This window comes from Streptantibioticus rubrisoli, from assembly GCF_024436055.1.
Classification (GTDB): domain Bacteria; phylum Actinomycetota; class Actinomycetes; order Streptomycetales; family Streptomycetaceae; genus Streptantibioticus_A; species Streptantibioticus_A rubrisoli.
Genome location: NZ_JANFNH010000051.1, coordinates 1 through 23950 on the forward strand (window position 1 = coordinate 1; position 23950 = coordinate 23950).

Below are 23950 nucleotides of genomic sequence, written 5' to 3' on the forward strand. Positions count from 1 at the left end.
CCTGAGGGCTACGCCACCGGGCTGGCGTCAGCTCCGTTCGCGCCAGCGGTTGGTGATGGGGAGGCGCCGGTCCTTGCCGAAGCCCTTCGCCGTGATCTTCGTGCCCGGCGGGTACTGCCGCCGCTTGTACTCGGCCGTGTCGACCAGCCGGACGATCCGCTCCACCAGCGCCTCGTCGAAGCCCGCGGCCACGATCTGCGCGCGGCCCTGGTCCTGCTCCACATAGCGGTCCAGGACGCGGTCCAGCACCTCGTAGTCGGGCAGCGAGTCGGTGTCGACCTGACCCGGCCGCAGCTCCGCGCTCGGCGGCTTGGCGATGGAGTTCTCCGGGATCGGCGGGACCTGACCGCGCTCGACGGCGGCCGCGTTCCGCCACCTCGCCAGCTCCCAGACCTTGGTCTTGAAGACATCCTTGATCGGCGCGAAGCCGCCCACCGCGTCCCCGTAGAGGGTCGAATACCCGCACGCCAGCTCGGACTTGTTGCCCGGCGCCAGCACCAGGTGGCCCTCCTGGTTGGAGATCCCCATCAGCGTCGTACCGCGCAGCCGCGCCTGCAGGTTCTCCTCGGCGAGCCCCGACAACCGCAGCGAGCCCATGTAGGCGTCGAACATCGGGCCGATCGGCACGGTGCGGAAGTTCAGCCCGGTGCGCCGCGCCAACTCGGCCGCGTCGCCCTTGGAGTGCTCCGAGGAGTAGCGGGACGGCATCGACACGCCGTACACATGCTGGGCGCCGATCGCATCACAGGCGATGGCCGCCACCAGCGCCGAGTCGATACCGCCGGAGAGCCCGATCAGTACGCTGCGGAACCCGTTCTTCGCCAGATACGCGCGCAGCCCCACGACCAGTGCCGTGTAGATCTCCTCGTCGTCGCCCAGCCGCGGCGCCTGCTCGCCGGGCACCTGCGGCTCGTACGGAGCCAGCGGCTCCGCCGAGATCGTCCGGTGGTCGATGACCAGACCGTCGTCCGCCGTGCCGGACGGAACCGCACCGGCGGCGGGCAGCTCCAGGTCGACCAGTACACAGCCCTCCTCGAACTGCGGCGCGCGGGTGATGACCTCACCCTCCGCCGACACCACGATCGAGTCGCCGTCGAAGACCAGCTCGTCCTGCCCGCCGGTCATCGCGAGGTACGCCAGCGTGCATCCCGCCTCCTGGGCGCGCTTGCGCACCAGGTCGAGCCGGGTGTCGTCCTTGGCGACCTCGTACGGCGAGGCGTTGATGGACAGCAGCAGCCCCGCCCCGGCGGTGCGGGTGGCGGGCACCCGGCCGCCGTCCTGCCACAGGTCCTCGCAGATCGCCAGCGCCACGTCGATGCCGCGCACCCGGACCATCGGCAGCGTGTTGCCCGGCACGAAGTAGCGGAACTCGTCGAACACGCCGTAGTTGGGCAGGTGGTGCTTGGCGAACGACAGCACCACACCACCGCGGTGCAGCACCGCCGCCGCGTTCTGCGGCGACCCGGCGGGCAGACCGTACCGCGGTTGCTCAACCTGCTCGCCGCGGTCCAGGTAGCCGACCACCACCGGCACCTCGCCGAGCCCCTCGGCGGCGAGCCGCGCCGCCAGCGCGGTCAGCGCGGAGCGCGACGCCTCGACGAAGGACGAGCGCAGCGCGAGGTCCTCGACCGGGTACCCGGTGAGCGCCATCTCGGGGAAGGCGACCAGATGCGCCCCCTGATCAGCCGCGTGCCGGGTCCAGCGCACGATCGTGTCGGCGTTGCCGGAGATGTCGCCGACGCAGGCGTCGATCTGATTGAGGGCGAGACGAAGTTGAGGCACGGCCCCAGCGTAATCGTCTGTTCGACGCTATGGGGCCCGCGGGGTGCGTCTGCTGGCTCACACCCCGCGGGCCGGGCCCGCTACCGCCGGTAGCCCAGCAGCGTCATCATGCCGCTCTCCGCGTGGTAGACGTTGTGGCAGTGGACCATCCACAGCCCCGGATTGTCCGCGTCGAAGTCGACGTCCAGGGTCCGCCGCGGCAGCACTATGGCGGTGTCCTTGCGCGGGCCGCCGTTCGGCAGGGCGAAGGCGTGTCCGTGCAGATGGACCGGATGCCACATCGCCGTGTCGTTGCGGAACGACAGCCGCACCCGGTCACCGGAGCGCAGCGCGATCCGTCGCGCCGGGTCGTACTTCTCGCCGTTGAAGCCCCAGTCGTACCCCGCCATGCCGCCGGTCAGCCGGAGCGGGACGGTGGTGTCCGGCCGCCTGGCGGGCAGTGCCACCGAGGGCGCGGCTCGCAACCGGCCGGCGGTCAGCGGGGGCCGAGCCAGTTCCGCCGGGCGCACGTCCTTGCCCGGGGCCTCGCCCGTGGCGGTACGCAGCACCGCGCGGGCCACCGCGTTCTTCCCCTCCGCCAGCGCGACCAGCGGGTACGCGCCGTCGCCCGCGGTGACCAGCACGTCGTACCGCTCGCCCATGCCCAGCAGCAGCGAGTCCGCCGCGGTGTGCGCGACCGGCAGGCCGTCGGCGTGGGTGACGGTCATACGGTGGCCGCCGAGGGCGACGCGGAAGGCGGTGTCGCCGCCCGCGTTGATGATCCGGACGCGCAGCCGCTCGCCGGGCTTGGCGGTGAAGGTCTGGGGATCGTCCGCGGTACGGCCGTTGACCAGGTAGTACGGGTAGGCCACATCGCCCGCGTCGCCGCCGAGCAGACCGCTCGCCGCGCCCATCAGCATGCGGCTCGGGCCGCGCGTGGCGGTCCCCATAGCGCCCATGCCGGGCATGTCTGTCATATCGGGTGCACCGCTCATGTCGGGCGTACCGCCGTCACTGCCGGAGTCGCCGTGCCTGGCGGAGCCGCGCCCTCCGGGTGCCCCCGATGGCATCCCGGCGGACAACTCACTGAGCACGGCATCCGGAGTGGAACCATCCACTCCGTCCAGCCAGTCGTCCAGTACGACCACCCATTCCCGGTCGTACCGGAGCGGCTCCTTCGGGTCCTCGACGATCAGCGGTGCGTACAGGCCCCGGTCCTGCTGTACGCCGGTGTGCGGGTGCAGCCAGTAGGTGCCCGGGTGCGGCACGGTGAAGCGGTAGGTGAACTGGGCGCCCGGCGCGATCGCGCGCTGGGTGACATCGGGGACGCCGTCCATGTCGTTGCGCAGCGTCAGGCCGTGCCAGTGCGCCGTTGTCGGCTCGGGGAGGTGGTTGACCAGTACGGCCTCAAGGGTGTCGCCAGCGGTGACGCGGAGCTCGCGGCCGGGCAGTCGGCCGTCGTAGCTCCAGCTGCGGACCTTCGGACCGCCCAGGTCAAGCGTCGACTCGGTTGCGGTGAGCCGGACTTGGCGCAGCGGCCCGCTGCCGCGCCGCCGCTCGGCGGCGGTGACCTCCGGCCCACCGGGGGAGACGAAGGGGCCGGTCGACGATCCGGGTCGCGCCGGTCCGGAGGACGAGCAGGCGGCGAGCAGTCCGGTTCCGGCCAGGCCGAGTCCCGCGCCGAGCACGGCGCGGCGGGTGTGAGTACGCATCGGGAAGGCAACTCGTGGTGTCGGTGGATGGTCGTGCATACGGGCGGTGGCGTGCGGCCGCGCGGGAGCGGCCGATGGCGGGGCCTATATGCGTGACACCGACAGTTGGGTGAGCGACAGCGGTATCCGTGGCGGCGACACCGGGGCGTGACGTGCGCGCAGCACGGCGAGGACGGCGGCGGCACGGGTCCCGGACCGGCTCAGCGCCAGTCCGAGGGCGGCAAGCAACGCGGCTCCCCAGGCACCCAGCACGGCCAGGCAGACGGACAACGGGTCCATGGAATGCGCGGGTTGACGGTGCGCACCGCCTCCGGCGGTGGACGCGTGGGTGGACGCGGTGGCAGGCGCCGGCGCGGCGGCGGGCGCGGCGGGTGGGGTGAGTGGGGGTGCGGCGGTGGGCGGGGGTGCGGGGTGCGCGAGGTGGGCATGGAACGCGGCCGATGCCGTCGCCGGGCGGGTGTTGGGCGCCAGGCGCTCGTGGGCCGCGCCTGGGCGCTCCGCTGGAAGTGCGGCGATGGGCATAGCGCCCCGAAGGGGCGCGGGGAACTGCGCGACCAGCCACAACGACGCCGCAGACGATCGACGGCAACCGCAGCGGACTGCGCCCGACCTGCCCAGCGGCGATCCCGGATGCGCGTGGGCCGCGCCCGCGCCCGCCTCCGCGCCCGCGCCCGCCTCCGCGCCCGCCGTCGCGGACATCCCCGGCCCCTCGGGCATCGCAGGATGCCCGAGGGTGTGCATGGTGAAGATCCCGAACAACAGGGCGGCGATCAGCAGCAGTCGGCGGACCATCGCACACCCCCCTGGTGTCTCCTGCGCAACTCCTGCCACGCGCCCAGCACCTTCGACAAAGAACCCTACACACCGCCACTGACAACGCCTCATCCCCGCGGTGCGCCCCCCGCGCCACCGTCCGACGATGGAGCCAGAGCGCGACGAAACGGATCCCCATGGCGCCATCCCCGCACCCCCGTCGGCGGCCGGGCCGCGACCGTCCTGCCCCGCCCCTGGCCGCCACCGCGCCGGACCCGCGGCCGCCGCCCCGCTGCGCACCGCCCCGGAACGGATCCCGCGCCGCCCGCCAGACCGCCGCACTAGTCGCGGCCGCCCTTCCCCCTGGCCTCAAGGGCAAGGCAGACGCCCCCTGCGCGCACCCGGTAACGCACGCGGCCAGCAGGACCGCCGCCCGCACCGCGCCGGTGACGCCCACCCACCCGGCACGCCGGTACGGCTGGTGGCCCCGGCCGTGCACCACCGGCCCGCCGTCGCCCCGCGCCGAACTGGCCGCCCCCGCATGGGTGTTGGGTGCCACCGCCGCCTCCCAGAACGCGCCCGGCACACGGTCGCCGGGGGCGGCGCAGCGCCCCCAGGCCACGCTGACCGCCGTCTGGACCCGCACACCGGCCGCCTCCCTCGCTCGCCCCCCGACGCCCCCGCCGCCATGACCGCTCGCGCACACCCCGCGCCGGGCGCCGCGCCGCCCGGCCGGATCCTGCGCGTCGGCGGTGTGCCGCTGCACGTGCTGCGCGAGGGCGCGGGACCGGTGTGCGTGCTCAGCGGTGGGCTGGGGCTGAGCTGGTTCGACTGGGACTCGGTGATCCCGTTGCTCACCCCGTACCGCACGGTGGTGCGGTTCGACCGGCCCGGCTACGGGTTCAGCGCCCCGCCGGTCACGGCGCCCACCGCCACCGCCGAGGCGGAACGGATCCGCCAGGTGCTGGACGCGCTCGGGCTGCCCGGACCGTGCACCGTCGTCGGGCACGCACTGGCCGGTTTCCACGCCGAGGCGTTCGCCCGGCTCTACCCCGAGCGCACCGCCGCCCTGCTGCTGGTGGACGCCAGCGTCGAGGAGGCGCCCCGGCCGCCCATGGCCAGCGGGCCGCGCACCGCCGCCGCCTGGGCGCTGGCCAGCGTGCTGACCGCCGCCGCCGTACCGTACGCCCTCGGGCCGACCGGCCGCCGACTGCTGTGGACCGCCACCACCCTGGACGGCCGCGACCCGGCCCCCGCGGCACTGGTCCGGCGCACCTACCGCACCGGGCGGATGCTGCGCGCCACCTTGCTGGAGAACATCCGCTACCAGGACATGGCGGCCGAGATCCTCGAGCTGCGCACCCGTCGTCCGCTTCCCGCGGTGCCGGTGACCGTGCTGGCCGCGTACGACGGCAGTGGCTCGCGCCGGGCGCTGTACTGGCTGCGGCGGCAGCTCGGGCTGGCCAACGCGCTGGGCGCCCGGTTCAAGATCGTCACCCCCGCAGGGCACCTGATCATGATCGACCGTCCGCGGGCGGTGGCGTCCGCGCTGCTCGACCTGGGAACTCCACTGGGGAGGGCGCGTACCTGAAGTGCGGTTGTGTGTTCCACAATGGCGGTGAGGGCGTGACGCTCGGTGTAACGCGTCGGAAACCCTTCTTGGTGATACTGGTGTGCCCTGGGCAGCGCTCCGCTACAGTGCGCCGATCCCGGCGAGCAAGCCGTCTGACCTGCCCGTCCGACCTGCGAGGATAGAGCCCATGGATAAGCAGCAGGAGTTCGTGCTCCGCACGCTGGAGGAGCGCGACATCCGGTTCGTCCGGCTGTGGTTCACCGATGTGCTGGGCTTCCTGAAGTCCGTCGCGGTGGCGCCGGCCGAGCTTGAGCAGGCGTTTGACGAGGGCATCGGATTCGACGGCTCCGCGATCGAGGGCTTCGCCCGGGTCTACGAGTCCGACATGCTGGCCAAGCCCGATCCGGGGACCTTCCAGATCCTGCCGTGGCGCGCCGAGTCGCCCGGCACGGCCCGGATGTTCTGCGACATCCTGATGCCGGACGGCTCCCCGTCGTACGCGGACCCGCGCTACGTCCTCAAGCGCACCCTGTCCAAGACCTCCGACCTCGGGTTCACCTTCTACACCCACCCCGAGATCGAGTTCTTCCTGCTCAAGGACAAGCCGTCGGACGGCACCCCGCCCACCCCCGCCGACTCCTCCGGCTACTTCGACCACACCCCGCAGCACGTCGGGCAGGACTTCCGGCGACAGGCCATCACGATGCTGGAGTCCATGGGCATCTCGGTGGAGTTCTCCCACCACGAGGGCGCGCCCGGCCAGCAGGAGATCGACCTGCGGTACGCGGACGCGCTGTCCACGGCGGACAACATCATGACGTTCCGCCTGGTGATGAAGCAGGTCGCGCTGGAGCAGGGCGTGCAGGCCACCTTCATGCCCAAGCCTTTCTCGGAGTACCCCGGTTCGGGGATGCACACGCACCTGTCGCTCTTCGAGGGCGACCGCAACGCCTTCCACGAGTCCGGCGCCGAGTACCAACTGTCCAAGGTGGGCCGCTCGTTCATCGCCGGACTGCTGCACCACGCCGGTGAGATCTCCGCGGTCACCAACCAGTGGGTCAACTCCTACAAGCGCATCTGGGGCGGCTCCCAGCGCACCGCGGGCGCGGGCGGCGAGGCCCCCTCGTACATCTGCTGGGGCCACAACAACCGCTCCGCGCTGATCCGGGTCCCGATGTACAAGCCCGGCAAGACCGTCTCCACCCGGATCGAGGTCCGCTCCATCGACTCCGGCGCCAACCCCTACCTGGCCTACGCGGTACTGCTCGCCGCCGGCCTGAAGGGAATCGAGGAGGGCTACGAACTCCCCGCCGGCGCCGACGACGACGTCTGGGCCCTCTCCGACGCCGAACGCCGCGCCCTGGGCATCGAACCCCTCCCACAGAACCTCGGCGAAGCCATCACCTTGATGGAACGCAGCGAACTCGTCGCCGAGACGCTAGGGGAGCACGTCTTCGACTTCTTCCTCCGCAACAAGCGCCAGGAGTGGGAGGAGTACCGCTCCCAGGTCACCCCGTTCGAGCTCCGCAAGAGCCTGCCGGTGCTGTAGGCGCAGGTCAGCGCGGCTATCCGGCCGTACCGGCCATCCGGGCCAGCGGAGTCCATCCGCTGGCCCGGATGCGTCTCAGCCTCCCTGGGCCGTCTGTGGGCCGTCCGGCGCGGAAGCCAGTGGTTCTCGTCCGAGCCGAGATCGTCCGCGAGTTCCTCTGCACGGGCCAACAGACGGGTCGCACTCGGCCGATCCTGGTGGCGCGCTGCCGCAACTGCGGCGCGCAGGTGGATCTCGTCGTGCGCGCGGCCCGGCCGTCCGCCGGGCCGACGCTCCTGTCTTCGCCCCGCTCCGTCCCGGCCGCCGTCCGTGCCGCGCGCGACGAACGGCAACAGTCATCCTGTGCGCTGACCTCACGACCAGGACTGCCTCAGTCTGCGTGGAAGAATCACGCGCACGTCGACCGCGAGGGAGTGTCGTGAAGGACGTAACAGAGTTGATCAAGGCCCTCACCGGATTAGCCTGGCCGCTAATGGCAGGCGTGGTGATCTGGCGACTCTTTCCCATGGTTAAAGAAATCGCTCGATCCAGGGGATTTACAATCAAGGTCGGCGAGGCCGAGGTTACAGTTCAAGAATATTCAGAGAAGCTTATCCAGGCTACGGCTGACATTCAAGGTAGGCTCGCATCCGTAAGTGCAGCACAAGCAGAGCCTGGCGGATCGCGGCAGCCTCAAGCGCGGACGCTGGAGAGGGCTCTCTGGGTTGACGACTATCCGGAGAACAACGTCACAGAGGTAGCCCAATTGCGAGCACTCGGCGTTGAGGTCAGGCTGGCTACGGCTACCGACGAGGGCCTTCGAATCCTTTCCCGTGCAGCCCCTGAATTCGACGTCGTAATTTCAGACATGGGCCGAAAAGAGTCAGGGCGCAATAACGGTGATGCCGGGCTTGATCTAATCCGAGAAATTCGCGCCCGAGGTGAGGCAATTCCCATCTTCATCTATGCGGGTCCACGTACAACTTCTCGGCGGAGGGAAATCCTTGAAGCTGGCGGAGATGGTGTAACCGCCTCTCCGACAGAGCTGTTCGAGTTGCTGCGCGGCGTCGGGGAGTTCCCGGCCCAGCAGAGCTGATCAATCAGGTACGCCGCGCGTGCTGGTGGCCGGTGAGGCGTGCATCGCCCCTTCGGGCCGATACCGGCAATGCCGCGCCTGGCTGGCACCCGCGCCGTGACAGCACGGTGTGCCTGTGCACCGCCGTACCCGCGCTGTGGCGCCGCCGTTTGGCGCTTCGCGCCGCGCGGAGACAGAGCGGGGGCTCCTCCGGACCCCGCCCCGCTTACAGGGCCTTCGTGGTTGCTGACTTGCCCGGCCACGGCAGTCCACGAAGGCCCCAGCCCCTACGTGCGGAGGCAAGTGGCTGACATCCACGGGTGACATCAACGAGGGCGGACGTAGGCGCATCCCGGCGGTTCACCACGGAACCGCCAACGCCAGCCAACCACCGGCGCGCAGGGCAGCAGCGGCCACCGGATCGAACTTGTAAAGTGGGGGTCAGCCTCCCTGTCGACCGTTATGGTGCGATCATGACGCGACCGCCAGAGCATCCAGCGAACAGAGTCGACAGCAGGGAGGCTCTGGTGGAGCACATCCTTAGCCTGCGTGCAGATCTGCTTGAGCGAGGCGACAAGTGGGAGAACCCCACCCTGGAGCGCTACCTGGAGGCACTAGCGTCGTGGCTCGCGGTCTCGCCTAACTGGTACCGAAACTTCGGCCAGGAGATGCCAACCGGCGGCGACTGGACCCTCTTCGCTCGCGCGCTGAGCGCGGCGGTCGTGTACGAGTGACGACTAGAGGCGCGGACGAGGTGGGGATGGAGGGGCGTGCTAGATCCGTGCCAGAAGGGGCGGTCAACCACGGTCAGTGAGGGCGCATCACGGGGCAGGCGTTGCCTCATCGGCCACAAGGTTCGGCGCCCTTGATGCCCAGCGAAGTCGTCCCGCAACCGACCGCCAGGCTTACAAAGCAGACCTCAGCATCTCTATGCGGCTGGTGTCAGAAGAGGCTTGTCTGCACCGGTTCCGTCAACACCTCCGCAGGCGGATAGAAGAGCCCAAGCAGCATGAACGTCTTGGGGTGGGCCGCGATGTTGCCGACGAAGAAGTGGACGGCCCGTTTCGCGTCGAGCATGGTGCCGAACCAGCGTTCGCGGAGCTTGGCTTGGAGCTGTGTGGCGGGGTAGCGGCGTTCGAAGTTGCGGTAGGACTGACCGGCCTCCCAGTCCTTCAACGCCATGTCGTGTCCCGTGCACTCCTTGTCCGAGCAGCGGAATCGGTACCGGAACTCGTATGGCACCCACTCCAGGGGAGCGCGGTCCTGGTCAATGACGTCCACTTGGTTGGCGATGCCGATCTGAGCATCGGTCCACGGGTCAGCGGGCTTGAGCCGGAAGTCGCTGATCTCTGCGGGGCGGAAGACGCCCAAGGACGTGCCGTTACGCTCCTGAGCTCTCTTGATGGCGCACAGAGAAGGGTCGATGAGCGGCTGTATGTGCTCCAGTCGGCGCCTCCAGCCGTCCGAAGAGGGTAAGTGGTCCACGACCTTGAGAGTGTTCAGGTTCGGGCGCAGACTCTCCGGCCGTCGGTCCGCGTCGTGTCGACGTACGTCGACCTCTATGACCGCGTACTTCTTGAACTGACTGTCGTGCTCCATGAGGCGGTACGGCACCGGGAAGATCCGGACGTGCTGCGGGGCGTCCTGGTCGAGGCGGACGCCAGCCACGCAGCTAGTTTCTCTGTACTTCTTCGAGAGCTCGGGATAGGTCTTCACCGTGATCAGGATCCGTGCCCGCTGCCATGGCTGAGTCATGCCTGCCCTCCCCGTGCGCCCCCAAGTCTGAGGACTGATTGCACGGCAGGCATAGAAAGCAGCGCAAGGGCGCATCAGCGGCGCGGAGTTGCTCAGGGCAAGTTGGCCACCGGCACGTCGGCGCGTTCCCGCACGGCTTCCAATACGACCTGACGGTGACAACGGTCTTCGTCCTGCTCGAAACAGAGCACCGCGACCCGTGAACGCTGGGCGAGCTCGACGAGCTCGTCCAGTTGCGTGTTGGCCTCAGCGGACTGAAGGACGCGTCGGAAGCCGGACCGTCCCTCGGCGAGGCGCCCCTCCCAAAACGGCGCGCGGTTGTCCTTGGGGTTACCGAGCTCGCGCAGGTGGCGATACGCGATGCCGACATCGGCCAGGGCGACGCTGAGTCGCGTCTTGCTGAACCCCGGCTTCCTGCTGATGGGAGTGAGGCGGACATCGACGACCGCTTGGACTTCTGCCTCCACCAGGGCGGCAACGAAGGACTCGATCGTCCTGCCCTCGTATCCGGTTGACCACAGGCCAGGAAGCATCCGCGTTGCCGCGTACAGCTCGTCGAGGGTTGTGCCGAGAGCTTCGGCTAGTGCACCGACGGTGAAGAAGCCGGGCTGTACCGGTCCCTCGCTCTCCAGTCGGACAAGTGTCCGTGTGTGGATGTTGGCTTCCTTGGCCAGGCGTTCTCGCGTCCAGCCGCGTTCTTCCCGAAGTGCTCGAATCCGCCGGGCGAGAAGCTGTGCTCTGGCCTGCTCGGTAGGGTCTGCTGGAGGTCGACCTGCCATGGGCTTGATCCTAACTTCCATTTAAATGGAAGTTCCAGTGCGTGAGCTTGCGGCGGCGGAAGTGGCGATCTCTGTGCCCTCTGGACCGGCTGCGGGCCAAGGCACCGTCGTGCTGGCCCGGCGAGTCTGACAGGCCTCTTACAGGCGGCGCAGAACCTGTGCCTCCACCCGCTCGACGAGCGTACGCCCGTATGCGTGCACGAGGGAGAGATGGAAGAGGGACGGTGCCAACGGTGCCCAGCGGTGGATGCGGTTGGTCCGCAGCATGTACTTGACCACCGTTGCTGGCCGGAAGGGAACGTAGTCGATGGTGTGGTGCTCCCAGCGATCGGCGACACCCCGGCTCATTCGGGCTTGAAGGCCCGCGCTCGAGAGGTCCTTCAGCCTGGCGTGGAAGTGACCGCTCCAGTGGCGTTTGTCCACGTCCAGGACGAAGGCCAGGAGATCGAGGGAGTATTCGTGGGGCTCCAGGGACAGTTCCTCCCGCATCCCGCGACGGGCCACCGCGTGCAGGTCAGGTGCGCTCCTGCCCGAAGAGTCGATGTGCCTCGAAAGACCCTCGTTCATGGAGGAGTTCCAGACACCCGGTGCCATGCGCACCTGGTTGCTGCGCTGGCTCACGACGAGCATGTCGTCTGCGGTGACCACAGCGACGTTGACGGCGAGGCTGCACTGGAGGAAAGACGGAGCCGCCAGGGGGTCATCGGGATCGAGATAGCGGGTCCGGGGCGTGGTGCCGTCGGAGAGCCTGCGGTCCAGTTGCTGAGCGGCGAGGAACGTGTAGTAGTCAGTAGGGCGCAGCCTCAGATGGATCTCGGGCGTCTCGTCGAGAGGGGTACGGGAGATGTCGAATGACTCGACGGCGTAGCGCGGGCCGTTCCACAGCGGCGTGCGCCCCTCCGCCCGCAGTCGCTCGCCCTCTTCGACGATTTCGTCCCGCCAGTCGGCCATGTCCGGTGGCAGAACTGCCTCATCGTCGAGCACCTGGATGTCGATGGCTTCTGGAGGCAGCGGAGACGTCCCGTCGCCCTCGACGATCAGTGCGGAAGTCCGCAGAGGCCCTAGAGAGAACGTCTGCCAGGCGGGCCCCGACTCCTCCTGCCGCCGCATGGTGCGAATCGCGGTCGTGGAGCGCTTTCGCAGCCGGTACCAGGCGTCCTGCAGCGGCTGCTGGAACAGCACGGCGCAGACCATGCCGAGCACGGCGCCCACCACTCCGTTGGCAATATCGATTCCGTCCATGCCAGAGACAGTAAGAACCTTGCCGCTGCCGGGTGCCGTCGTGCCTCATCCGTTACCCGGTGGTCCGGCCAACCGGTCGAGACTCTTGGGGGAGGTCGGTCGGCACACATCAATGCTGCGGTGCGTAGCGGATCCCACCACGGACCGGCTGTGCTGCCGTCCTGTGCGAGAGAGGAGCCCAGTGCTGACATACGCGATCTGCTGGCGGCGGAGAACATTGCGTTGGTAACGCAAACGGAGAGTGGGTTCGCGGGCTTCCCGCCCCCGCGGTAGCGCCTACCGCGGGGACCGGGTTGGCCCTACTGCCAGATCCCCGTGATGTCCGTCGCGGACGACGCGTTGCCCGCGTACGGCAGGCCCTCCATGTCCTCGATCGTGCGGAGCAGGTCGTAGTGGCTGTACGTCGTGGAGGACGTGCTGCCGGGGGACACCGGCTGGCCGTACAGGACGGTGGGGATGTTGTTGGTGTCGGTGCCCTCGTCCTCGTCGAAGGTGATGGCGAGGACGCTGTTGTGGGTCTGCGCCCAACTCGCGTACGCGCCCAGGTTGTTCTGCAACCAGGTGTCGCCGGTCTGGACGTCGCAGTCGTGCATGTCGTCGCACAGGTTCGGGACCACGAACGACACCCGCGGCAACTGCGTGTAGTCCGTGGGGAACTGGTCGAAGGTGTAGGCCGTCGACGTCGGGACGTTGCCGAAGCCGAACCACGGGTTGTGCTTCTGGGCGTACTCGCCGCTGCGGCAGACCGTGTCGCCCTGGCTGGGCAGCGACTCGTTGTAGCTGGCCCAGCTCTTGCCCGCGGCGATCAGCTCGGAGCCGAGGTTGTCCGCGGAGATGGAGCCGGGGTCGACGCAGGAGTCGTCGGTGATGCCCTGGGTGTCGCCGGAGAACAGCGCGTAGTAGTTGGGCTGGCTGGGATGGGTCTCGGCGTGCATGTCGGTCAGGTTCGCGCCGCCGCTCACCAGCGAGTTGATGTACGGGGCGTTGGAGCTGCCGATGACCTGGTCGTACCCGTGGTTCTCCAGCATCACCACGACGACGTGGTCGGGGGTGGGCACGCCGTTCGCCGCGTGCGCCGGGGTGGCGCCCATGCCCGCCCAGGCCGCGGCCAGTGCCGCGGCGGACGCGAGGGCGGTGAGGGCACGGCGGGACGTACGAGGATTGGTGCTGGGCACTGCTGGCCTCCGTGTCTGTGGGGAAGTACCGGGGCTGTGCGTGCGGAGCTCCGCCAGACTAGGAGCGGTGCCACCGTCCGGTCTGTGCTCGGACTGTGAAGATCTGGGGAACGCTATGGGTACGGCGGAGGCGGACGACCGACGACTGCTACGTACCAGCCGGCGCCCGCGCCGGATACGCTCGGCGGCGAGCGATCACGGCACCGCGTCCGGAGCCACCAGGAGGTAAGGCCCATGCTGGAAGGGCGGCGCAGCAGTACGTTCAGCAGGCTGCTGCGGCACGGGTTCACCGACCCGGACGCGGCCGAGCGGCTGCTCGACGGCCCCGAGTTGTCAGCGGTGCGCGGCGATTCGGTGCTGCTCGACGCGCTGGGCGCGACCGCCGACCCCGATCTGGCGCTGCGCGGCCTGGTACGGCTGGCCGAGGCGCAGGAGCCCGAGGAACGGCAGGCCCTGCTGGACACCCTGACCGGCTCCAAGCCGCTGCGCGACCGGCTGCTCGGGGTACTGGGCGCCTCCGAGGCGCTCGGCGACCACCTGGCCCGGCATCCGCACGACTGGCACGCGTTGGTGACCTATGAGTCCACCGATCTGCACCCGGGCGTCGAGGAGTTCGAAACCGGGCTGCGCAAGGGCATGGCGGACGTCGCCACCGCCACCCCGGAGGACGCGCTGCGCGCCGCGTACCGGCGCTGCCTGCTGGCCATCGCCGCCCGCGACGTGTGCGGCACCAGCGACCTCGCCGAGACCGCCGCCGAACTCGCCGACCTGGCCACCGCCACCCTGCGCGCCGCCCTCGCCATCGCCGAGACCGACCAGCCCGCCGACGCCGCCGCCTGCCGCCTCGCGGTGATCGCCATGGGCAAGGCGGGCGGCCGGGAGCTGAACTACGAGTCCGACGTGGACGTGATCTTCGTCGCCGAGGCCCCGGACGGCGGCGACGAGGGCAAGGCGCTCCAGGCGGCCACTCGGCTCGCCGCCCGCATGATGCGGGTCTGCTCGGCGACCACCGCCGAGGGCACCATCTGGGAGGTCGACGCCAACCTGCGCCCCGAGGGAAAGAACGGCCCCCTGGTGCGCACCCTCAGCAGCCATCTCGCGTACTACCGCAGGTGGGCGAAGACCTGGGAGTTCCAGGCCCTGCTCAAGGCCCGCCCCGTCGCGGGCGACCAGGCCCTGGGCCAGGCGTACGTCGACGCGCTGGCACCGATGGTCTGGCAGGCCGCCGAGCGCGAGCACTTCGTCACCGACGTACAGCAGATGCGCCGCCGCGTGGTGGACAACATCCCCGCCGCGCACCTGGACCGCGAACTCAAACTCGGCCCCGGCGGCCTGCGCGATGTCGAATTCGCCGTGCAGCTACTGCAGTTGGTGCACGGCCGTACCGACCCGGCGCTGCGCAGCGGCACCACGCTGACCGCCCTCAGCCAGCTCGCCGAGGGCGGTTACGTGGGCCGCGCGGACGCCGCCGCCCTGGACGCCGCGTACCGGTTCCTGCGCTCGATGGAACACCGCATACAGCTCCACAAGTTGCGCCGCACCCATCTGGTGCCCGAGGGCGAGGCCGATCTGCGCCGCCTCGGCCGGTCACTGGGTTTCCGCTCCGATCCGGTGGCCGAACTGCACCGCGAGTGGCGGCGGCACGCCGTTGAGGTACGGCGGCTGCACGAGAAGCTGTTCTACCGTCCGCTGCTGGACGCCTTCGCGCAACTCGAACCCGGCGCGGCCCGGCTCAGCCCGGACGCCGCCCGGCAGCGTCTGGAGGCGCTCGGCTACGCGGACCCGGCCTCCGCCTTGCGCCATCTGGAGGCGCTGGCCTCCGGCGTCAGCCGCAAGGCGGCGATCCAGCGCACCTTGCTGCCGCTGCTGCTCGGCTGGTTCGCCGACTCCGCCGACCCGGACGCCGGTCTGCTGAACTTCCGCAAGGTCTCCGACGCCCTCGGCCGCACCCCCTGGTACCTGCGGCTGCTACGCGATGAGGGCGCCGCCGCGGAGAACCTGGCCCGGGTGCTGTCCGCCGGGCGGCTCGCCCCCGACCTGCTGCTGCGCGCCCCGGAGGCGGTCGCGCTGCTCGGCGACCCCGAGGGGCTGCGGCCACGCGCGCTGCCCGCCCTGGAGCAGGAGGTGCTGGCCGCCGCCAAGCGCGCCGACACCCCGGAGGCCGCCGTCACCGTGGTGCGCGGGGTGCGCCGCCGCGAGCTGTTCCGCACCGCCGCCGCCGACCTGACCGGTGGCTTCGGCGCCGAGGAGGATCCCGGTGCCGCCGTGGACGCGGTCGGCACCGCCATCTCCGACCTGACCACCGCCACCCTCACCGGCGCCCTGCGGGCCGCCGTGGACGCCGTCGGCGCGGGGGAGCCGCTGCCCACCCGGATCGCGGTGATCGGCATGGGCCGGTACGGCGGGCGCGAGCTGGGCTACGGCTCCGACGCGGACGTGCTCTTCGTCCACGAGCCGGAGCCGGGCGCCGAGGAGCACCAGGCCGCCAGGGCCGCGCTGAAGGTCGCCAACGAGCTGCGCAGGCTGCTGCAGATCCCCACCAGTGATCCGCCGCTGGTGGTGGACGCGGATCTGCGCCCGGAGGGCAAGAGCGGCCCGCTGGTGCGCTCGCTGGCCTCCTACGCCGCGTACTACCGGCGCTGGGCGCTGGTGTGGGAGAGCCAGGCGCTGCTGCGCGCGGCACCGGCGGCCGGTGACGCCGACCTGGGCGCCCGGTTCATCGAGCTGGTCGACCCGCTGCGCTACCCCGCGGAGGGGCTGGGGGAGGAGGCGGTGCGCGAGATCCGGCGGTTGAAGGCCCGTATGGAGGCCGAACGGCTGCCTCGCGGCGCCGACCCCACCACCCACACCAAGCTCGGCCGCGGCGGGCTGTCCGACGTGGAGTGGACGGTCCAACTCCTCCAGTTGCGGCACGGCTGGGCCGAGCCGGGCCTGCGTACCACCCGCACCCGTGAGGCGCTGGCCGCCGCCTGCGCGACCGGTCTGGTCGATGCCGAGGACGCCGCCGTGCTGGACGAGGCCTGGGTGCTGGCCACCCGGGTGCGCAACGCGGTCATGCTGGTGCGCGGGCGCCCCGGCGACACCTTCCCCAACGACGGCCGGGAGCTGGCCGCGGTCGGCCGCTACCTCGGGTACGGGCCCGGCCAGGTGGGCGCCATGCTCGACGCCTACCGCCGGATCACCCGGCGGGCCAGGGCGGTGGTGGAGCGGCTGTTCTACGAGTACGAGGGATGAGGCCCCGGTTATCCGACGGCCTTCACCGGTGCCGTCGCCACATACCGCGGCAGCCGGTAGGTCAGCCGTCCGTACACCGCGTAGGAGACGCTGAACCCTATGCCGAGGCAGGCGACCCCGCCCAGCGCGTCCAGCCAGAAGTGGTTAGCGGTGGAGATGATCACCACCAGCGTCGCCACCGGATACAGCACCCCCAGCGCCCGTACCCACAACGGGCGGGCCAGTGTCGCGATGGTGATGCCGCACCACAGCGACCAGCCGATGTGCATCGACGGCATCGCCGCGAACTGGTTGGACACATGCGCCAGATCACCCGACGCCATCGAACCCCAGGTGTGGTGCACCGCGACGGTGTCGACGAAACCGGGCCCGCCGTGCATCAGCCGTGGTGGCGCCAACGGGAAGAAGTAAAAGCCCACCAACGCGATTCCGGTCGTGGCGAAGATGGTGAGCCGGGCCGACGCGTACCGTCCCGGATGTCGGCGGAACAGCCAGACCAGCACCGCGATCGTCATGATGAAGTGCAACGTCGCGTAGTAGTAGTTCATCCCCACGATCAGCCACGTCACCGAGTTGATGGCGTGGTTGATGTGCTGCTCCACCGCGACGCCGAGACTCTGCTCCAAGTGCCAGACCTGGAGCGCGTGATGCATCGCGGCCTTCTCCTGCTCGGGCACCGCGTTACGTACCAGCGAGTACACCCAGTAGCTGACACCGATCAGCAGGATCTCGAACCACAGCCGTGGTCTACGGGGTTTGCGGACCCTGGACATCAGCGTGTGCCGCACCTCCGTGCGGCGGTCCTCACGCGCTGCTCCATCGGCCTCGATGGAACCGGTGGAGCGCGGAGGGACGGCCGTACGGCCTTCCAGGATCTTCGCTGTCGGTTCCCCCATAGGCGGACAGTCTGCCAGATGCTCTGGAGTCACAGATCATCCCCTGGTCGGGTCTTCGACATCCCGAGTACGCCTCAGGTCCGACTGTGAGTACCGTTCAGCCCGTAGCGGCCAGACGCGACAAAACGGAAACAGTGCGCCATCGTGGGAACCTACGAGGCGGGTTCGATCATGATCCCATACGCCTGAACGGGTGAAGAATCGCGCGCCATGAGCGTGCCTCACCCACCCCACCACACCGCCGTGTCATCAGGCAGCGCCACCCGCCCGCGCCCCGCCGCCGGGACGTCCGCGCTGGCCAGCAGCAGTCCACCCGGCACCGGCACGGGCACCCGGCGACCCGTCAGGTTGACGGCGCACACGAAGCCGCCCCCTCGCCGTCCCGGCGGAACGCCAGCACCCCTCTGGGCTTCCAGCCAGCACACCGCGTCCCCCGCGCCCAGCGCCGGATGCCGGGCGCGCAACGCCAGCGCCGCGCGGTAGAACTCCAGCGTGGAGCCGGGGATCACCGGTCTGCGCCTCGACGCTCAGCTTCGCCTAGGGCTCCGGCTGCGGCAACCAACTCGGCCCGCCCGGCGCCGGGCCGAAAGCCGTACGGCGCTGCGCTGCCGGACCACGGGAGCGGCACCCGGCAGCCGTCCCTGGTGCCCTCCTGGCCGCTGCCGCGGAAAAAGGCCGGATCCCGTCGTACCTCGTCCGGCAGCCCGGTCACCTCCGCCAGCCCCAACTCCTCGCCCTGGTACAGGTACACGGTGCCGGGCAGTTTGTCGCAGTGGCGTGAGGCGCCTCCATTGCGCCCTGAAGGGGCGCGGGGCTGTGTTCATGTGCGGCTCCGCCGCGTGGGCGCGACCAGCCACAACGGCGCCGCGGACGAATCGACGGCACATCCCCGCCCCCCCCCGGCGGAGCGCCTAGGTCAGTGCGGCGAGGGTGCTGCCGTCCGGTAGCCTGCCGCTCAACTCCGGGTGGCTGGTGGGCCTGGCGGGTACCGCCAGGGTATGGCCGTCCGAGGAGCCGCCCAGGCCACCGGCGGTGATCGAGGCGACCTCCGGGCTGCCCGCCGCCACCAGGTACCAGTGGCCGACGGGGGACTTCCACAGCACGCCCGACAGCACCCCCGGCGCCATCGGGCCGCAGGCCGCGGTGGACCGGCCGTGCGCCACCACGGTGGCCGGGGTGCCCGGCGCGGTGCCGGGCGGCACGAACTGCACCGAGACATGGTCGGCGCCGGACCAGGAGTCGGCCCTGGTGCACAGCCAGTTCGCGGTACCGGCGTCGTCCGGCAGCCGCTGCTCGGCGAACTGCCAGTTCCCCACGGTACGCACGCCCTGGCCGCGGTCCGCGGCGAGCCGACAGGCGGCGTGCGCCCAATCGCCCAGCGCCTGCCCGTCGTTGACCTCGCCCTGCCTGGCACCGGGGCCGGTGGCATGGGTCAGGTGCGCGGGGGTCAACTCGGCCAGGTCGGTCAGCAGGAACGGCTGCTGGTCGGGGGCGCCCGCCGCGGGGGTGAACTGCATCGCGGTCCACGAGGAGTTGGCGGCGCCGCACGAGCCGCTGGCGGCGGGCACCGGCACCGGGTCGGTGACACCGTCCGCGGAGCGCCGCAGCGAGCGCGACGCCGCGTCCGGCTTGAGCAGGTTGCGCAGTTGTACGCGGTCGATCCAAGGGGCGGTCAGATAGCGGGCGTTGCCGTCCGTGGACCTGGCGACCACCACCGCGGAGGCCGTCGCGGCCGCCGCCCCGTCGACCCGCGCGAAGTCCAGCACCGGCGCGCCGCCGCCGTCCGCGGGCTCGGCGTACCGCACCACCCGCAGCCCGTCGTAGAGCAGCACCACGCCCGCACCGTCCACGTCCCCCGCGAACAGCAGCTGCGGCGCGGTGACCGGCGGGGTCTGCGCGGTGCCGGGGGTGGCGGAGACCCGCACCGCGGCGCTCGGCCGCGCCCACCCGTCGAGCGCGCGCTGGAGCAGGCCCCGGTCGTCCGTGCGGTCGCCGCGCGCGGGCCAGGAGGCGAAGTCCAGCCGGGAGGTGCGGGTCCAGGCGTCGGCGTCCGCGCGGACCACCACGGCCGGGTCCAACACCCGGTTGAGCGCGGCCTGTTGGGGCCCGAGGGGACCGGCCGCCCCGAAACCACCGTGGTCGCCGTCCCCCGGCACCCCGAGCAGCGCGGCGGCGACGGTGGCCGCCGCGGCGACCGCCGCACCGACCCGGGCGTGCTGCCGCCTGCGCATCAGGTCGGTCGGCCGGGCGTGCACCACGCAGGGGTCGAACCCGCTGCTGGCCAGGGTGCGGAAGGGCACCGTCTGGGCGGCGGTGGACGCGTCGTGCACCGCCTTGCGCGGCCCGGACACCCCGACCGCGGCCAGCAGTGCCGTGGCACGCTCCTCGTCCATGCCCTCGACGGCGCGCAGCGCGTACGCCGCCCGGGCCGGGGCGTCCAGCTCGGACAGGGCGCGGTCCAGGTCCAGGTCGTCCAGGTCCCCGGTGCGCGGGTACATCCGCAACCCGATCACCTGCGGCGGCAACGGTGCGGCCACCAGCGCGCTACGCGCCCAACGCCGCCATCCGGCCTGCCGTTTGCCGTAGGCCAGCGCGCCGCGCACCACCTCGGTGCGCACCAGGACGTACGCCGGGTCCTCGTCCTCGGGCACCCCGTTCACCGGGCGCCGGGTACGCGGCAGCGCCCGCTGCGCCAGCCGGTGCGCGAGCAGCACCCGTCGGTGCCGCCCGAGCGCCGCGGGCAGCGTGACGTACGCGATCCGCACCAGCCGCGGATAGTGCTCGACCAGCGCCGCCTCGGCGTCATCCACCTCGACCGGCTCGGCTTCTACGGCATCGGTGTCGGCCACGGTGGCCTGCTGCGTATCCACGCCCCGTCAAACGAGCCGTCCAGACGTTGGTCACCGTGATCACTTACCGGAGGATCACCTTCCGGCCAGTGCCGGTACGCGGGATTCGCGCCGGTTTCGCACCGGGTTCGCGCTGGCGAAGCCGAGGGCCAGCGCCGCCAGGTGGCCGACGTCGGTGAAACCGGGCCGCCGCCGCAGCAACGGCCTTACGCCGATGGCCAACAGGACCGTGCTGGCGGCGGTACGCAGCGCGGGGTGCGCGAGGGCCGCGGCCTCGTGCGCCAGCACCGCACCCAGGCCGTAGCTCGGCCCCACGTCGATCGCCCGTGCGGTGCCCGGCGAGGCGCCGACCGCCCGCAGACCGCCGTACACCAGCAGGCTCGCGCCGACGTGGCCGACCGCGAAGACCCCCGCCGTGCGGCGCGCGCCCCAGACGGTCTCCGCCCCGCCCAGTGCCGCGACCAGCAGCCCGGTGTACGCCGGGCTGGGGACCTCCTCGGTCAGGAAGGCGCTGGTGGCGAGGGTGTACCAGCGTCCGGCGCGCAGGTTGTCGACATTGGTGGAGCAGGCACGCAGCAGCCGCTCGCGCCGCGCGGGGGACAGTCGCCCCACTGCGTGGGCACCGAGCCCCAGCGCGCCCGTGTACACCGCCGCGGCCCAGGGAAACCTCATGGGTCCATCATCGGCGATCTTCACGGAACCGTTTCGCCCGCGGTCGCACTCCCTACGATCATGCGACTGCGCCCCAGTTCCTCCGCGCTCATGATGCTGGGCACGGTGGTGTCCCGCGCCACCGGCCTGATCAGGCTGTCGTTGCAGGGCGCGGCCCTTCACACCGGGCTGCTGGCCACCACGTACAACACCGCCAACAACGTGCCGAACAGTGTGTACTTCCTGCTGATCGGCGGCGCCCTCAACTCCGTGCTGGTACCGCAACTGGTGCGCGCCCGTGTTGAACAGCCCGACGGCGGCAAGTCGTTCGAGCAGCGCCTGGTCACCCTGGTGCTGTGCGTGCTCGCCTGCGGATCCGCGCTCGCCGTGTGGGCCGCGCCGCAGATCGTCAGCGTCTACATCCGCGACACCCCGCACGACCACGCGGCCTTCCAACTCACCGTCGTCTTCGCCCGTTTCCTCCTCCCGCAGATCTTCTTCTACGGGATGTTCTTCATGCTCGGCCAAGTCCTCAACGCGCGCGGCAGGTTCGGGGCGATGATGTGGACGCCCATCCTCAACAACGTCGTGCTGATCACGATGTTCGGCCTCTACCTGGCCATGCTCACCGTCCCCGACGACGTCCGGGACATCACCCCCGCCGAGGTGCGGCTGCTCGGGATCGGGACCACGATCGGCATCGTCCTGCAGGCGGTATCCCTCGTGCCGTACGTACGGGAGTCGGGGTTCCGGTTCCGGCCGCGGTTCGACTGGCGGGGCGCGGGACTGCGCAAGAGCGTGGCCGCCGCCCGTTGGACGTTGCTGTACCTGCTGGCCAACCAGGTGGCGATGGTCATCGTCAACCGCTACGCCATCGCCGCCGACAGCCAGGCGCCCAACGGCGGGGTGGGCAGCACCGCGTACACCTACGCGCAGAACATCTGGTCCATGCCGCAGTCGGTCGTCACCGTCTCCATCGTCACCGCGCTCCTGCCGCACATGAGCCGTGCGGTGGCCGAGCGGCGCCTGGACGACGTACGGGACGGACTGTCCCACGCCCTGCGGGTCACCGGCGTGGCCATCGTCCCCACCGCCTTCTTCTTCCTGGCGTTCGGTCCGCAGCTCGCCGCGCTGCTGTTCGCGCACGGCAGTGCCAGCGCCGCCGCGACGCTGCCGTGCGGCCAGATGCTGCAGGCGCTCGGCCTGGGGCTGATCCCGTTCTCCGCCCAGTACCTGCTGCTGCGCGGCTTCTACGCCTTCGAGGACACTCGTACCCCCTTCTGGACCGCGGCGCTGATCTGCGCGGTGAACATCGCGCTGGCCACCGCCTGCCACTGGCTGCTGCCGGTGCGCTGGGCGGTGACCGGGATGGCGGCCGGGTACGCCGTCTCCTACGGCGTCGGGCTCCTGGTCACCGCCGCGCTGCTGCGCCGCCGCCTGGCGGGACGGCTGGACGGCCAGCGGCTGCTGCGCACATACGGCAAGCTGGGCGCCGCCGCGCTGGTCGCGTCCGCCGCCGGATGGGCGGCCGGGCACGCCGCGTCCGCCACCTCCCCGGTGCTCGAACTGGCCGCGGGCGGTGGGGTGATGGCGGCGCTGTTCCTGCTGGCCGCCCGGGTGCTGCGGGTCGGGGAGTTGAACAGCTTGAAGAACGCGGTGTGTTGAGCCGCTACCGTAGGCTGCGGGAGACCACGGCGGTTCGCTGGTAGTGCTGCATCTCCTCGATGTCGCCGATGTACGGGCGGATCTCCGCCAGTAACCCGCGGAAGTACGGACCGCCGCGGAACCCCCGTTGGTGGTCCTCCACCGAGGCCCACTCGATGCGCAGCACATAGCGCTCGGGCTCCTCCACGCCCTGCATCAGCTCGTAGCCCAGGCACTGCGGGGCGAGATCGAGCTGTTCGGCCGCCGCCGCGTACGCCTTCTCGAACGCGATGCGGCGCTCGTGGTCCACGATGCGGTAGCGGATGTACTCGACGATCATCGAGATTCCCCTTCTCGCTGAGTCATCGGGGTCGGCCGGCGGGTCCGCGAACACCCCCTCATCAGGACGTTACGGCCATCCGCCGCCGCCGTCGCCCGGGCGCGCGGTCCTTTTTGCGGCTGGCACACCGAATAGGCCAGTAAGCACCGGCGCACGCCCTTCGGGCGGGTGACCCGGTACCGTCCCGCCACTGCCCCGCCGACCAGGCAGAACGGGTGGCCCGCTGGGGAAGAACCCAGGAACGCTCCATTCCGCTAAAGCGGCGAAAGGGAGCACAATGGACGTGCGGCCCCCGCGTCGTCAGGCGCGGTGCAGTTGTGTGCGCAGTGAAGGAGATGAGTCGTATGGCCGACGTCTCACGCCACGCAGGTGATCTTTCGCAGCACCCCGACGTGCACGAGATGCGGGAGCGCTACGCGCGCTTGGAAGCCGGGCGGAGGGAGATCGCCGTCGACGGACTGGTGCTCCTGGCCGGTCTGTGGTGTGCCATCTCGGCGTGGACGGTCCACTTCAACACGACCCGTCCGGATCTCATGATCAACAACCTCATCATCGGCCTGACCGTCGCCGTGATCGGCCTCGGCCTCACCATGGCACCGGCCAGGATGGCGGGCCTGAGCTGGGCCGCTGCCGCGATGGGGGTCTGGCTGATCATCTCGCCCTGGGTGGTCACCCGCGCGCCCGACGCCGGCATGATCGCGAGCAACGTCGCCGTCGGCGCGGTCATCTGCCTGCTGGGCCTGGCAGCCGCGGGGATGGTGATGCGGGGCGGCAGGGCACCAACGGCCGCACGATAGCCCACGGCCGCCCCCTGGGTCGGGGGCGGCCCCTCCCGGGGCAAGCCGCAACGGGCGCAGCACACTTGGTGCGAGCCCGCGCGGTGGCCGACCTCAGTGCCGGTAGCCCCGGGCACACGTCCCCAGACATACGCGAGGGCCGCCGCCCGGGTACGGGCGGCGGCCCTCGACGTCATGGATGACGCT

18 protein-coding genes and 1 pseudogene are annotated in these 23950 nt (G+C 70.8%); 7 read left to right on the plus strand and 12 right to left on the minus strand.

The window, feature by feature from the left end; translation table 11 throughout:
* Nucleotides 1-27: 27 nt before the first annotated feature.
* The 3 genes from NON19_RS28655 to NON19_RS28665 form a co-directional block, all read right to left on the minus strand.
* On the minus strand, nt 28-1782 hold the full coding sequence (locus tag NON19_RS28655) for an NAD+ synthase (protein WP_255932036.1): 1755 nt from the start codon (nt 1780-1782) through the stop codon (nt 28-30).
* Between the two features lie 80 nt (nt 1783-1862).
* Nucleotides 1863-3473, minus strand: coding sequence for a multicopper oxidase family protein (locus tag NON19_RS28660; RefSeq protein WP_255932038.1), 1611 nt, complete (start codon nt 3471-3473; stop codon nt 1863-1865).
* 84 nt (nt 3474-3557) lie between these two features.
* Nucleotides 3558-4304 (minus strand): hypothetical protein, encoded by a 747-nt coding sequence (locus NON19_RS28665; RefSeq protein ID WP_255932039.1) that lies wholly within the window; start codon nt 4302-4304, stop codon nt 3558-3560.
* Between the two features lie 610 nt (nt 4305-4914).
* Here NON19_RS28665 and NON19_RS28670 point away from each other — a divergent pair.
* The 4 genes from NON19_RS28670 (at nt 4915) to NON19_RS28685 (ending at nt 9136) form a co-directional block, all read left to right on the plus strand.
* Entirely contained in the window at nt 4915-5817 is a 903-nt protein-coding gene (locus NON19_RS28670) for an alpha/beta fold hydrolase (protein WP_255932040.1), read from the plus strand.
* A 169-nt stretch (nt 5818-5986) separates the two neighbouring features.
* Nucleotides 5987-7348: a gamma-glutamylpolyamine synthetase GlnA2 gene (glnA2, locus tag NON19_RS28675; protein ID WP_255932041.1), complete on the plus strand. Its 1362-nt coding sequence runs from the start codon at nt 5987-5989 to the stop codon at nt 7346-7348.
* A gap of 418 nt (nt 7349-7766) precedes the next feature.
* A complete protein-coding gene (locus NON19_RS28680) occupies nt 7767-8423 on the plus strand; it encodes a response regulator (RefSeq protein WP_255932042.1) in 657 nt (218 codons plus the stop codon).
* A gap of 452 nt (nt 8424-8875) precedes the next feature.
* Complete coding sequence (locus tag NON19_RS28685) at nt 8876-9136, plus strand: DUF7660 family protein (protein ID WP_303654455.1); 261 nt, start codon at nt 8876-8878, stop codon at nt 9134-9136.
* 208 nt (nt 9137-9344) lie between these two features.
* Here NON19_RS28685 and NON19_RS28690 read toward each other — a convergent pair whose 3' ends face one another.
* The 4 genes from NON19_RS28690 to NON19_RS28705 form a co-directional block, all read right to left on the minus strand.
* Nucleotides 9345-10157, minus strand: coding sequence for a DUF8757 domain-containing protein (locus NON19_RS28690; RefSeq protein ID WP_504979622.1), 813 nt, complete (start codon nt 10155-10157; stop codon nt 9345-9347).
* A gap of 92 nt (nt 10158-10249) precedes the next feature.
* Nucleotides 10250-10936: a DUF488 family protein, N3 subclade gene (locus NON19_RS28695; protein ID WP_255932044.1), complete on the minus strand. Its 687-nt coding sequence runs from the start codon at nt 10934-10936 to the stop codon at nt 10250-10252.
* Nucleotides 10937-11074: 138 nt separating this feature from the next.
* Complete coding sequence (locus NON19_RS28700) at nt 11075-12178, minus strand: hypothetical protein (protein WP_255932045.1); 1104 nt, start codon at nt 12176-12178, stop codon at nt 11075-11077.
* 299 nt (nt 12179-12477) lie between these two features.
* Complete coding sequence (locus tag NON19_RS28705; protein WP_443729345.1) at nt 12478-13353, minus strand: alkaline phosphatase family protein; 876 nt, start codon at nt 13351-13353, stop codon at nt 12478-12480.
* Between the two features lie 234 nt (nt 13354-13587).
* Here NON19_RS28705 and NON19_RS28710 point away from each other — a divergent pair, with 234 nt between their 5' ends.
* Complete coding sequence (locus NON19_RS28710) at nt 13588-16587, plus strand: bifunctional [glutamine synthetase] adenylyltransferase/[glutamine synthetase]-adenylyl-L-tyrosine phosphorylase (protein ID WP_255932046.1); 3000 nt, start codon at nt 13588-13590, stop codon at nt 16585-16587.
* 8 nt (nt 16588-16595) lie between these two features.
* On the opposite strand, the gene NON19_RS28715 is transcribed toward NON19_RS28710, so the two are convergent.
* From NON19_RS28715 to NON19_RS28730, 4 genes and pseudogenes are all read right to left on the minus strand, one after another.
* Complete coding sequence (locus NON19_RS28715) at nt 16596-17483, minus strand: phosphatase PAP2 family protein (protein ID WP_255932047.1); 888 nt, start codon at nt 17481-17483, stop codon at nt 16596-16598.
* Between the two features lie 221 nt (nt 17484-17704).
* Nucleotides 17705-18246: pseudogene (locus NON19_RS33950) on the minus strand (alpha-amylase family glycosyl hydrolase); the annotation flags it as partial.
* Nucleotides 18247-18394: 148 nt separating this feature from the next.
* Entirely contained in the window at nt 18395-20353 is a 1959-nt protein-coding gene (locus NON19_RS28725; protein ID WP_255932049.1) for a hypothetical protein, read from the minus strand.
* Nucleotides 20354-20407: 54 nt separating this feature from the next.
* Nucleotides 20408-21004 (minus strand): rhomboid-like protein, encoded by a 597-nt coding sequence (locus NON19_RS28730; RefSeq protein ID WP_255932051.1) that lies wholly within the window; start codon nt 21002-21004, stop codon nt 20408-20410.
* Between the two features lie 60 nt (nt 21005-21064).
* On the opposite strand from NON19_RS28730, the gene murJ reads away from it, so the two are divergent.
* The gene (gene murJ, locus NON19_RS28735) at nt 21065-22648 is read left to right on the plus strand and encodes a murein biosynthesis integral membrane protein MurJ (protein ID WP_255932052.1); all 1584 of its coding nucleotides are present in this window, start codon (nt 21065-21067) and stop codon (nt 22646-22648) included.
* Between the two features lie 4 nt (nt 22649-22652).
* On the opposite strand, the gene NON19_RS28740 is transcribed toward murJ, so the two are convergent.
* Nucleotides 22653-22967: an antibiotic biosynthesis monooxygenase family protein gene (locus tag NON19_RS28740; RefSeq protein ID WP_255932053.1), complete on the minus strand. Its 315-nt coding sequence runs from the start codon at nt 22965-22967 to the stop codon at nt 22653-22655.
* A 344-nt stretch (nt 22968-23311) separates the two neighbouring features.
* Here NON19_RS28740 and NON19_RS28745 point away from each other — a divergent pair, with 344 nt between their 5' ends.
* Nucleotides 23312-23764, plus strand: a complete 453-nt coding sequence (locus NON19_RS28745; RefSeq protein WP_255932054.1) for an SPW repeat protein — start codon at nt 23312-23314, stop codon at nt 23762-23764.
* Nucleotides 23765-23950: the final 186 nt, after the last annotated feature.